Source organism: Microbacterium sp. WCS2018Hpa-23, from assembly GCF_031843845.1.
Classification (GTDB): Bacteria; Actinomycetota; Actinomycetes; order Actinomycetales; family Microbacteriaceae; genus Microbacterium.
Window position 1 is genome coordinate 202,882 of the sequence record NZ_JAVTIZ010000005.1, and the last position, 11,132, is coordinate 214,013.

11 protein-coding genes are annotated in these 11,132 nt (G+C 70.7%); all 11 read right to left on the reverse strand.

The window, feature by feature from the left end:
- Positions 1-50 precede the first annotated feature (50 nt).
- The 11 genes from RQG77_RS10235 to RQG77_RS10285 are packed head-to-tail and all read right to left on the reverse strand — an operon-like array spanning position 51 to position 11,085.
- Positions 51-1,412, reverse strand: a complete 1,362-nt coding sequence (locus tag RQG77_RS10235; protein ID WP_311244630.1) for an AMP-binding protein — start codon at positions 1,410-1,412, stop codon at positions 51-53.
- Positions 1,405-2,013: a phosphohydrolase gene (locus tag RQG77_RS10240; protein ID WP_311244631.1), complete on the reverse strand. Its 609-nt coding sequence runs from the start codon at positions 2,011-2,013 to the stop codon at positions 1,405-1,407. The genes RQG77_RS10235 and RQG77_RS10240 overlap by 8 nt, the downstream gene beginning before the upstream one ends.
- Positions 2,006-3,895, reverse strand: coding sequence for a VWA domain-containing protein (locus RQG77_RS10245; RefSeq protein WP_311244632.1), 1,890 nt, complete (start codon positions 3,893-3,895; stop codon positions 2,006-2,008). Before RQG77_RS10245 ends, RQG77_RS10240 begins: the two co-directional genes overlap by 8 nt.
- The gene (locus RQG77_RS10250) at positions 3,892-4,566 is read right to left on the reverse strand and encodes a potassium transporter Kef (protein ID WP_311244633.1); all 675 of its coding nucleotides are present in this window, start codon (positions 4,564-4,566) and stop codon (positions 3,892-3,894) included. The genes RQG77_RS10245 and RQG77_RS10250 overlap by 4 nt, the downstream gene beginning before the upstream one ends.
- Positions 4,563-6,131, reverse strand: coding sequence for a MoxR family ATPase (locus tag RQG77_RS10255; protein WP_311244634.1), 1,569 nt, complete (start codon positions 6,129-6,131; stop codon positions 4,563-4,565). The genes RQG77_RS10250 and RQG77_RS10255 overlap by 4 nt, the downstream gene beginning before the upstream one ends.
- Positions 6,132-6,135: 4 nt before the next feature.
- Positions 6,136-7,206, reverse strand: a complete 1,071-nt coding sequence (locus tag RQG77_RS10260) for an AAA family ATPase (protein ID WP_311244635.1) — start codon at positions 7,204-7,206, stop codon at positions 6,136-6,138.
- Between the two features lie 10 nt (positions 7,207-7,216).
- Positions 7,217-7,837 (reverse strand): nicotinamide riboside transporter PnuC, encoded by a 621-nt coding sequence (gene pnuC, locus RQG77_RS10265; RefSeq protein ID WP_311244636.1) that lies wholly within the window; start codon positions 7,835-7,837, stop codon positions 7,217-7,219.
- A gap of 8 nt (positions 7,838-7,845) precedes the next feature.
- Positions 7,846-8,976, reverse strand: coding sequence for a UDP-N-acetylmuramate dehydrogenase (locus tag RQG77_RS10270; protein ID WP_311244732.1), 1,131 nt, complete (start codon positions 8,974-8,976; stop codon positions 7,846-7,848).
- Positions 8,977-8,990: 14 nt separating this feature from the next.
- Complete coding sequence (locus RQG77_RS10275) at positions 8,991-9,389, reverse strand: MaoC/PaaZ C-terminal domain-containing protein (RefSeq protein WP_056312842.1); 399 nt, start codon at positions 9,387-9,389, stop codon at positions 8,991-8,993.
- Entirely contained in the window at positions 9,389-9,844 is a 456-nt protein-coding gene (locus RQG77_RS10280) for a MaoC family dehydratase N-terminal domain-containing protein (RefSeq protein WP_311244637.1), read from the reverse strand. Before RQG77_RS10280 ends, RQG77_RS10275 begins: the two co-directional genes overlap by 1 nt.
- Positions 9,845-9,882: 38 nt before the next feature.
- Positions 9,883-11,085 (reverse strand): glycerate kinase, encoded by a 1,203-nt coding sequence (locus RQG77_RS10285; RefSeq protein WP_311244638.1) that lies wholly within the window; start codon positions 11,083-11,085, stop codon positions 9,883-9,885.
- Positions 11,086-11,132: the final 47 nt, after the last annotated feature.

An 11,132-nucleotide genomic window follows, 5' to 3' on the forward strand; every position in this document is an offset into this window, starting at 1 on the left:
AACGGGTGACGTTGTCAGTCAGGCCGACGTCGTCAGTCGATGCGATGCCGTCAGTCGGGGACGCTGCTGCGATAGCGCCGGGGCTTGCCCTCGCCGAGGTCGATGAGGCGTGCGACGCGGTGCACCTCCACCGGCATCCCGAGCAGCGCGTGGAGAGCTGTGCGGATGCCGGCGTCGTCACCGCCCGCGATCGCCGCGCGCACCCGCCCGTCGTCCCCCTGCTCGATCGACCACCCCAGCGCACCCCGGGCCTGCAGCTGCTGCGTCAGCTCGACGCACGGCACGAGCGTGCCGTCGGCCGCGCGGAAGCGCGTGTTGTCGCGGCCTTCGAGGTCGGCGATGCCGACCGCGCCGTCGTCGAGGCGCACCAGCCTCCCGAAGTCGCCGGTGCGGTATCGCACCAGCGGCAGCAGCGGGTTCTCCCCCGCGGTCACCACGATCTCTCCCATGCTCCCCGAGGGCACGGCGACGTCGCGGCGCGGCTCGAGGACCTCGACGTGCACTCGCCGGTCCAGGATCCGGAACGGCCCGTCGTCGGTTCGCGCGGCGATCGGGCGCGTCTCGTGGAGCCCGTACACGTCGATCACCGGGCACCCGAACGCCGCTTCGAGGCGCGCACGCAGCGGTGAGGAGAGCGCCATGGCGCCCGAGAAGATCACAGCGGGGTGCAGCACGGCGTCGAGTCCGGCATCCAGCAGCTCGGCAAGGCTCGTCGGATGCCCGCTCAGGATCTGCGGATCCGCCTCCGCGAGGAACCGGGCGCGCGCGTCGACGTCGTCCCAGGCGGAGGGATGCAGGTTCAGGCGTGCCATGGCGCGGTGCGCGAAGGTCGAGATCACCGACACGTAGGTGAACGCCTGCCTCTGGAAGACGAGGTTCGCCACTGCCATCCGCTCATCGTCGGCGGTGACCGTGGCCCCGGCGGATGCGGCGAGCGCGACCAGCAGGTGGAAGCCGCGCGCGACCTCCTCGACGTCGTCGGGGATGAGCAGTGCCGCCCCGGTCGAGCCCGAGCTCGTGCCGTGCAGCATGCGGGAGAGATCCGCATCGAGCGGCACGAACGCAGCGAGGTCGTCGACGAGGTCGGACCGTGCGATCGTCGGGAAGTCCTCGAGCGCGGCATGCTCCGGCATCCCCCGATAACGCAACGTGCGCCGTGCGGTTTCGAGATGTTCGCGGAGCCAGTCGTCGGTGGAGAGCGGATGCCGCACCCGCTCGGCCTGCTCGGCGGTGAGGCGGTCGCCGGTCGAGTGGGTCCACTGCGGAGCGTCCGGATGCGCACGCCAGTGTGTGAGCCTCGCCACTCCCTCGGCATCGATGGTCGGCCAGCGCTCCGCGTCGGTGAGCACCGCAGCCTCACCCGGGGCGTACTCGGCGAGGGTCAGCGCACCTCTGAGATCGGGGTCACTCACTGGAGTACCGCGCTGCCGCCTCCTTGCGGCGGGCCTCTTCGAGCTTTCGGGCTATGTCGGCGCGGTGCCTGTGGCCCTCGTACGCCTCGGCGAGCGCCCGATCGCGGGCCAGGGAGTCGCAGGCGGCGAGAAGGGACGCGGCGGTCGCCGCATCCTCCCCCGCGGGGAGGAAGCCGCACCAGAGCAGGAACGTGCGAGCGGCCTCGGTGCGCCGCTCGTCGTCGGAGGTCCACTCCGCAGGAGCGGCCACCGGGGCGACACGCAGAGCGAGCGCATCGACGGCGAGGGCTGCCCATCCGGTCGAGAGCGCCGGGTCGAGCGGTTCGATGAGACCTTCGCTGGCGACGAGCCACAGTCCGATCGCGGCCCCCTGACGCACACGAGGGTCGTCGTCGAACCGGGTGGCGACGATCTGGCCGCCCAGGACGTCTCCCGCCAGGGCACGCACTGAGGTCCGCTCGTCGAGGAACTCCTGGGGAACGCGGGAGATGCGGGCGGCGACCGACTCGAGCGAGGGCCCTGGTCTCGTGCGCGCCCAGGCTTCGGGCTCTCCGCCCGAGCGCTCGCTCCACGCGGCGAGCAGCGTCTCGGTGTCAGCCATGCAGCGCCTCCGCCAGGGCCGCGCACGCTGCGGGAGCGTCGGCCATCGTCTGCAGGTACACCACGTCGTATCCGTCGCGCTCGGCGAGCTGCGCGACCTGGTGTCTGCGGTCCATGAGCACGAGCGTACCGGTCGTCAACACCTCTCGAACGGTGCGGGCGACGCCCTGGTACGGCTCGTTGCCGACGCCGAACATCGACACCAGCCCATCGTCGGAGAGCACCACGACGTGACGCTGGTCGTCGTCGCCCGCCGGCGGAAGCCCCGCGTACCTCGCGGCGTAGAGATCGAGCGGGAACGACGTCGACCTGCCGAAGAACAGCGCGATCGCGGCGATGATCTCGCCGGGGTCGCGGCCGAACCGCGGCATCCCCGCCACCTCGCCCGTGCCCGAGAAGCTCGTGACCCTGACCCGGCCGCCACCACGGAGGATCGAGAGTGCGAGGATCGTGCCGGCGAGCACGGCGGGCGAGCCGTTGCGCGGATGCGTCATCGATCCGGAGGAGTCGATGTAGAGGTCGAGCTCGATGCTCTTCTCGCGGACGATCGGCTCGTCGTCGAGCTCCGAGCGCCGACGGGTCGTGACGCCGGGGATCACAGTGCCCGACCTCAGGGTCAGCGGCCAGTCGAGGTCGGCGAGCGCGTCTCCCACCTCCCACAGCTCGACAGGACCGGGGATGCCGCCGGTCGGCGTCGAAGGAGCGGGGCGCGTGTACGGTCGCACCCATGCGGCCGCCTCATTGCGGTACCAGGCGGCGAGCACGGCATCCTCTCCGCTCTCCCGGTACAGCGCGAGAGTGCGCGCGATGGTCAGACGCTGTCCGTCCTTCTTCCTGCCGTCGTCGGTCGTGTCCTCCGGATCGCCCTCTCCGTCCGGGTCCCTCACCATGCCGGGGTGCCGCGGCAGATCGCCGCGCAGGCGCTGGTCGGCGAGGATGCGGCCGAGCTCGTCTGCCGTGGCGGGGGCGTCGTCGACCCCACATCCGACGCGTGGCTCCGAAGCACCCTCCGGCGCTCCCGCCTGCTCGGCGAGATAGGGGGCCGCGATCACGCCGAACAGCGCGGCACCCGAGACGGGGTCGGTGGCGAACGAGCGCACGGCATCCGCGACGAGAGCGGCGTCGACCGCAGGGTTCGTCGCTGTCGCTCCGGCGAGCTCCGCCGCCACACGCTCGCGTTCGGTCTGGGCTGCACGCAGCACGCGTTCCTTCTCACGGTGCTTCTCGGGGATCCGGCTGAGCGGTACGAGGGTCGTCTGCACGCGAGCGCGCTCCGGTCGGGGCGGCGGCTCGAGCGGGCACAGGGTGCCTGCCGGCAGCTGCCAGAGCAACTCGTATGCGCGGCAGTACACCCACCAGAGACGGTCGGCGCTGCCCGCCGGCGCCGGATAGAGGGCGAGACCGAGCCGGACGATGCCGAGATCCCGGGTGGCGATGGGGGCGCCGGTCTGCTCCGCCCGCTGCAGCTGGGCGACGCGTGTGTTCACGAGCAGATCGCTCCACAGGTTCGAGAGTCTCCGCGCCCCGTCCCCCGCATTCACGCGCGCGGTGGCTGCGGTGATCGCGCGTGCCATCTGGTGGTCGATCTTGAGCGAGTCGATGCGTGTGCTCGGCGCCAGCACGTGGTGCCCGATCTCGTGGGCGAACATGCTCCACAGCTCGTCCGCGAGCCCGCGGTCGGCGAGGTAGTGCGGGTCGACGGTCACCGATGGGGGAAACGAGAACCATGCGGGCGCGCCGTGCGCCGCAGCGGCCCCGGGACGGATGGCCGGGTCGTCGAGGCGCACGCGCCACAGGGCGAGCGCCCGCTCCCACGCCGATCGCGCGTCGTCGGTGAGCGCGACCCGATCGGGCAGCGCGACCCGATCGGGGAGGGCCGTCACACCTGCTCCCGCACGTGCACCCAGGCCAGGTGCGTGTCCGGCCCGATCACGATGGTCGTCCCGTCATCGCTTGGCTCGGCCGTCGTCGGTTGCTCGGGCAGCAGCGAGAGCCTCGCGCCCCACACATCGCTGTCGAGACGCCACCAGGCGCCGGCCACGAGAAACGCGAAGGCACCGTCATCCGGCAGCGGATCGACGCGCTCGGGGGGACGGATCCACGCGCCGCCGAGGCCTCGGAACCCACCGGTGGCGAGGACGTATCCCCGCTGATCGGCCCGGCCCGGCCACCAGAAGCGATCGCTGCGCTGCCGGCGGCGGAACTCGTCGAGCAGGTCGACGCCGACACCGAGCGCCGCGGCGGCCGACACGCGCTGCTCTGCGGAGTCGATATCGTCGAGCCTCGTGAGCGCATCGGCGCGCAGCCCGAGCGCGCCCGCACGCCACGCGGCGATCGCCACGAGGTCGAGCGCGCGATCGCGGTCGGTGAGCGCTGCAGGGTCGAGCGCGATGCCCGCGGCGAGCGCGCGACCGAACAGCATCGGATCACCGTGGGCGCCCCGCACCGATTCCGCCGCGAGCGCCGCATCGAGCCCCGCGACCGAGAGATCGGGAAGCTCCGCGGGCGGGAACGGCGCCGAGACGTTCGCCAGCTGTACGGGGACGCGGTTCACCCGCGCAGCTCCTGCCATCGCACGTAGGCGGTGTAGCGCTGATGCAGGTACTTCAACGCGATCACGTCATCGAAGTCGCGGCCGTACAGCTTGCCGACCGTGGCGATCCGGCGCAGCTGCGCCTCGACCGCGGTGATGCGACGAGAGGCCTCGAGTGCCGGCAGACCGTCGAGGCCTCGGTCGAATTCCCTGAGGAGCGCAGCCACCTCGTCGTCGGTGTCGCGTCCGAGCGCATCGTACTGCCGGCACGATTGGGCGAACAGGTCGGCCAGCCAGCTGACGGTGTCGGTGCTGAGCTCGCGCTCCGCTCCGACGTCGAACCGCGGATGCGTCGCGTTGGGCAGCAGCTTGCCACGGAGCACGAACGGCAGGACCGCCGCGACGTCGTCGAGTTCGACGGCGTCCACGCCCCGGAACCAGGCCATGGCCTTGGCGTACATGATGAGCGTCTGCAGAGCGCGCACCGAGAGTCCGTTGCGGGTCTGCGCCCCGAGATCGACCTCGAGATCGGCACCGCTGTTCGCCTCGATGACTTCGCCGACGCGTCCGCCCGCCGTCGTCACGACGTCCTTGGTGCGGTACTCGAAGCGGCGCCCGCCGTGCTGCACGAACTCGAAATGGCTGAGGAAGAACCGCAGCCGCTCGCGCACGGCATCCGGAATCGGCACCGCGCGGATCTGCGCGCGCATCTCGGACTGCTGCGCCGCGTCGAACGAGAGCTCGGCCGGCACGTGCTCCTCGGGCTTCTCCCCCGCCTCGACCCGGGTGATCAGCTCGTCGAAGAACCGACTGTTGAACCCGGCCGCCTGTACGGTGACGTCCATGCGGTCGCGGAGCGCCTGGATGACGGGGAAGGTTCCGCCGCCCGCGTCGTCGTTCGCGGTGAAGAACCAGCTCTCCACTCCCCCTTCAGGCGCGGTGCGGCGCATCTGGTCGTGGCTCTCGACGTACCCCTCCGCGACCATCGTCAGCAGCGCCGACTGGGTCTTCGTGGGGATGCGGTTGTACTCGTCGATGATCTTGATGGGAAGCCCGAGCCAGTCGCGCCAGGCGATGCGGATGTCGGTCAGCCGCTCTGCTCCGACGAGATCGCGCGGCAGCGGGATGCCGACGAGATCGCTGACAGTGAGCTGCGGCTGTCCCTGCTGCACGGCCCGCCTGACGTTCGACGACGAGGTGCCCGCGAGCACCCCCATGAGCACGGCGACGGTGGTCTTTCCCCGACCGGGTCCGCCGATCAGCAGGCACTTGCCACCGACCGCGAACGTGAGCAGCGGCACGAGGACGTTCGACGAGAACGACGCCTGCGTCGGCAGCGATACGGCCGCCCCGGCATCCCCCAGCCCGATCGAGAGCGGATCGCCGTGCGAGAACTCCATGTCGTAATAGGGAGAGATCACCGCTCGGTTGACGATCCAGTAGTAGACCTGGCGGAGCTTCTCGTCGAGCGGTACCGCGGCCCGCGCGGCCGGCCGGAACAGGTCCTCGGCGGTCAGCGCCTCGATGCCGTGTCCGCTGCCGGGGTTCGTGGGCGAGGCGGAGACTCTGTTCCAGCGGTCGGGCATGCGATCATCCTAACGATGTCGATCGGGCGTGCTGCTGGAGCGCACGCTGCTCGTCGAGCGACCGTGCCTCGAGCGGAACGGCGAAGCTCAGGTGCTCGGCGAGGAGGGGCTGCAGAGCGGATGCCGCGGCCTCGACCCGCGTCGGCACATCGCCGCGCACCTCGAGCCAGGGCACGTCTCGCGCTGCCAGCACATCGCGGAAGCGCTGCTGCATGCCATGACGGATGTGCTCGCCGTCGCGCATCCCGTCCTGCTCGAACGGGATCTCGTCGCCCGTGAGCACGTAGAGCAACGGCGGATGCGTCGCGGCGGCCTCGTACAGGCGCGCGGCCGTCGAACCGACGTAGCGCTCATGCCACAGCGCTGTCGCGAGCACGTCGGTGTCGCACACGAGCACCGGCACCGGCACTTCCCGCAGAGCGCGCTGTTCGAGAGCGATCTGCCGATCGACGATCAGGTCGAATTCGTCGCTGCGCCACGGGGCTTCAAGGCCGCCCTCGCGGATCTCGGAGTGCTCGCGGCCGTACTCGGGGACCCACAGCGTCCCCAGCCTCTCGGCCAATGCCACAGCGAGAGTGGTGGATCCGGTGGACTCCGCCCCCAGCACCACGACCCGGACGGTCAGCCAGGCGCGTACCGCCGGCGCGAGCTCGTGCCAATTGCCGGCGACATCGGCGCGGATGGCGGTTCCCGAGACGGGGTTGATGCGTCGCCCCTCGTCGATCCGCACCCAGCGGGCATCGAGTCGCCGCGCCAGCTCGCCTCCGTACGCATCGCACGAGAACACGGTGTCGACGGGCTCGTCGAGCAGCGACCCGATCAGCGCCATGTGCTCGTCCCACGCGGACTCCGACTCGAAGTCGACCGGGGCGTCATCCATCGCGGCGACCACCCGCACACCGGGGTGCGACTCGCGGATCCAATCGGCGCGCACCTCGAGCGGAATCGACTCGACCGAGGCGCCGAGCACCTGGACGGTGACGCGGTCGCTCGCGCGCTGCGCCTGACGGATGAGATGCGAATGCCCGCTGTGGAACGGGTAGAACTTGCCGAGGACCAGTCCGTGACCGCTCATGCCCGCCACCTCATGCCCGGGCGGGAGCGGACGTCGTGCCCGCCGCCGCGGCATCGCGATCGGCGCCTGCAGCCCGACGCCACGACCGGTGGCCGATCACGCAGAGTCCGATGAAGAGCGCGTAGAGCGCCGCGATGACCCAGAGGCCGGCGACGATCGAGAGGCCGACGAATGCGATGTCGACGCCGATCCAGACGAACCAGTTCTCGATCCACTTGCGGTTGAGCATGTACTGCGCCACGAGGCTCGCGGCGGTCGTCGCGGCATCCGGGATCGCCACCTGCGAGTCGGTGAACGTCGTGAGCACCCAGACCAGCACGGCAGCGCCGGCGATCGCAGCGAGCGCCAGCCATGGCCATGCTCGGCGCGGAGTGTTCACGACGTACGTGCGGCTCTGCTCGGCGCCGTGCGTCCAGCGCCACCAGCCGTGCACGCCCATCAGCAGATAGACGACCTGCAGCACGGCCGTGGCGTAGAGCCCCGCGCCGATGAAGACGACGAACAGCACCACGTTGTTGGCGATGCCGATCGGGTAGTTCCAGACGTTCCGACGCCCGGCGAGCCACACGCAGACCGCTCCCGTGACGAAACCGAGAACCTGAGGCCACTCGGCCTGGAGCCATTCGAGCAACAGGGCTCCTACAGTTCGACGCCGAGCAGCACGGGCTCCGGCTGCAGCACCAGACCGAACTCGGCGTGCACGCGGCTCTGGATGAAGCGCGCGAGCTCCGAGACCTCGGCGGCGGTCGCGCCGCCGCGGTTGGTCAGTGCCAGAGCATGCTTGGTCGAGACGGACGCCCGCGACCGAGACAGCTTGAAGCCCTTGCGGATCCCGGCCTGCTCGATCAGCCACGCGGCGCTCACCTTGACGTCCGGAGCCTCGGTCTTCACCGGCGGCACGAATCCGTCGTACGACGCGAGAGGGATCACCGTCACGGCATCGAGATCAGGGGCCACGGGCCAGCGAGGGCACTCGGGCGGCAGCGCGCGCGCCACGGCATCGGGCACGATCGCGTTCTGGAAGAAGGAGCCGACGCCATGAGTGTCCGGATCGTGCTCGTCGAGCAGCATCCCCTTCGACGCCCGCGTGGCGAGGATGCGCTCACGCACCCAAGCGAGAGGCACCGGAGCGTCCGAGTCGAGCGCGAGAGCCCGACGCAGCTGTTCGCCGCGGACGACCCGCTCTCCGGCCACGACCAGATCGACCGTGACCGACAGGATGACGGCTCGTCGCTGCGGCACGCTGCCGTAGTGGTGCTTGAGCACAGAGGTGCGGAATCCGAGACCCAGATCGGCGGCGGACACCACGGAGGTCTCACCGGTCGCCTCGTCGATCAGCTCGACCTCGACGAGGGTCTCTTGGATCTCCTGGCCGTAGGCACCGATGTTCTGCACAGGAGCCGCGCCGACGGTACCGGGGATGCCGCTCATGGCCTCGAGACCGGCATAGCCGTGTTCGACGGCGTAGCCGACGAGGTCGTCCCAGCCGTGGCCCGCCTGCACCCGCAGCCGGACGCGACCTGCGTGCGGAGAAGGAAGCTCTTCGATGCCGCGGGTCAGGACGCGGATCACCGTGCCCTCGAACGGCTCATCGCCGATGAACAGGTTGGAGCCTCCCCCGAGGACGAACCACTCCTCGCCGCGGGACCACACGTCGGTGAGGGCGTCGACGAGCTCTGCCGTTGTCGAGGCCTCGAGCATCCGCTCGGGCGCTCCCCCGGTGCGGAGCGTCGTCAGCGTCGAGAGCTGCAACGGCTCGATCTCGTGCACCACGCGGTCACCCATCAGGAGGCGATGCGCAGCTGCGCCTTGACCAGCACGGTCGTCTCGCCGAACGTGACCTTGAGGTCGATCCTCGTCGACGCCTCGTCGACCGCTCCGACGGTGGCGAGCACGTGCAGATCGGCTCCGTCGTTCGGGTCGACGACGACGGGCTTGGTGAAGCGCACGCCGTAGTCGAGGATCTGCGCGCCGGGCTCGAGAGCTGCGACGACCACGGATGAGGCGATGCCCATCGTGAGCATGCCGTGCGCAAGGACACCGGGCAGTCCCACCGAGGCGGCGATGTCGTCACGGTAGTGGATCGGGTTGAAGTCGCCGGAGGCACCGGCGTACCGGACGAGCGACTCCCGCGTGAGGTGGACGGTGCGCTCTGCGACGACGTCTCCGACAGCGAACGGCATCACGCGGCTCCTTCTTCGGCGCCGACCAGCAGCACGCTGGTGGCGGTGACGACGTGTGCGCCCGTGGCATCCGTGATCTCGGCGGCGCTCGTGATCATGGCGTTGCCGCCCATCATGCGGATGCCGGTGACGCTGAGCCGCCCGGTGAGCTCGTCGCCCGCGACGATCGGCCGGGAGTACGAGAACTTCTGCTCGGCGTGAATAGTGCGCGCGAGCACGATGCCCGAATCCGGTTCGGCGAGCAGCTGCTGAAGGGTGTGGTCCTGGATGACCATCGCGAAGGTCGGCGGCGCCACGACGTCGTCGAAGCCCGCTGCACGAGCGGCCTCGACATCGGTGTGCTGAGGGGCGTCGGCGAAGACGGCGCGCGCGAACTCCCGCACCTTCTCACGGCCGACGAGGTAGGGGGCGGTCGGGGGGAACTCACGACCGACAAGCTCTTGATTCACTGCCACCCCTCGATCCTACCGAGGGGTGGCAGTGAACCAGGCCCTCAGGCTGCTCGTGCCGACATGGCCGAGCCGAGCAGAACCATGCGCATGCAGCGCTCCGCCGCATCGCGCAGCAGCGCTTCGCCGTGCACCACCGCCTGCTCCAAGGGCATCGGGACCGTGATGATCGAGGCGATGGCGTCGATCCCGATGTCGTGCACCGTCGGTGCCCCCTGACCCAGCGATCCTGCGATCCCGAGCACCGGCACCCCGGCGACCCGCGCGCGCATGGCGATCTCGGCGGGCACCTTGCCTCGCGGTGTCTGGAAGTCGATCGCACCCTCTGCCGTGATGACGAGGTCGGCCACCGCCATCAGCTCGTCGAGTACGTTGGGCAGCAGGCCGCTGTCCAGCAGCACCTCGAAGCGCGGGGCCAGGCGGGCGCCGAGCACGGCTGCGAGTCCGGCCCCGAGACCGCCCGATGCGCCGGTGCCGCCTCCCGTGCGCACATCCATGGTCGAGCCGTGCGGGCTCTGCTCCTCGAGCAGCCCCGCCCACGCATCGAACGCACCGGCCAGATGCTCGACCTGTTCGGGCGTCGCACCCTTCTGCGGCCCGAAGACCCGGGCGACACCGCGCGGACCGCACAGCACATTGTGGATGTTGCAGGCGAGGACGATCTCGACCTCGCCGACGCGCGGGTGCAGACCGTCGAGGTCGAGGCGCACCGCCTCGGAGAGGTGGCGACCGCCCGCTGCGATCTGCACGCCGTCGGCGTCGAGGATGCGCACACCGAGAGCCTCGAGGGCTCCCGCTCCCCCGTCGCTCGTGCCGGAGTCTCCGCAGCCGACCACGATGCGCTCGGCTCCGTCGTCGAGCGCCGCGGCGATGAGCTCGCCGACGCCTCGGGTGGTCGTCTCGCCGGGGTCTCGCCGATCGCGGGGCACGAGACGCAGGCCCGCAGCGGATGCCATCTCGACGACAGCCGTGCCTCGCGCGTGTCCGCCCAGACGCGCCCAGTGCGCCGCGACCGGGGCCCCGACCGGCCCCGTGACGGTGAGCGGCACCAGTTCGCCGCCAGTTGCCGCGGCGAGCGCCACAGCCGTGCCCTCGCCGCCGTCGGGCACCGGGAACTCGTCGACCTGTACGCCCGGGATGACCCGGCGCACGCCGGATGCGATGGCCTGCGCGACGACCTCGGCGCTCAGGCTCTCCTTGAAGCCGCTCGGTGCGATCAGGATGCGCTGCGGGATGTGGATGGACATGGTTTCCTCCTTCTGCGCCCGTGAGGGCGGCTTCGCCCTTTCGGGCA

What these genes read in the sequence shown, in the direction of transcription:
- RQG77_RS10240 (WP_311244631.1), bottom strand. Translation starts at nt 2,013, where the DNA reads ATGGCTGACACCGAGACGCTGCTCGCCGCGTGGAGCGAGCGCTCGGGC.
- RQG77_RS10255 (WP_311244634.1), bottom strand. Translation starts at nt 6,131, where the DNA reads ATGCCCGACCGCTGGAACAGAGTCTCCGCCTCGCCCACGAACCCCGGC.
- RQG77_RS10260 (WP_311244635.1), bottom strand. Translation starts at nt 7,206, where the DNA reads ATGAGCGGTCACGGACTGGTCCTCGGCAAGTTCTACCCGTTCCACAGC.
- RQG77_RS10275 (WP_056312842.1), bottom strand. Translation starts at nt 9,389, where the DNA reads ATGCCGTTCGCTGTCGGAGACGTCGTCGCAGAGCGCACCGTCCACCTC.
- RQG77_RS10285 (WP_311244638.1), bottom strand. Translation starts at nt 11,085, where the DNA reads ATGTCCATCCACATCCCGCAGCGCATCCTGATCGCACCGAGCGGCTTC.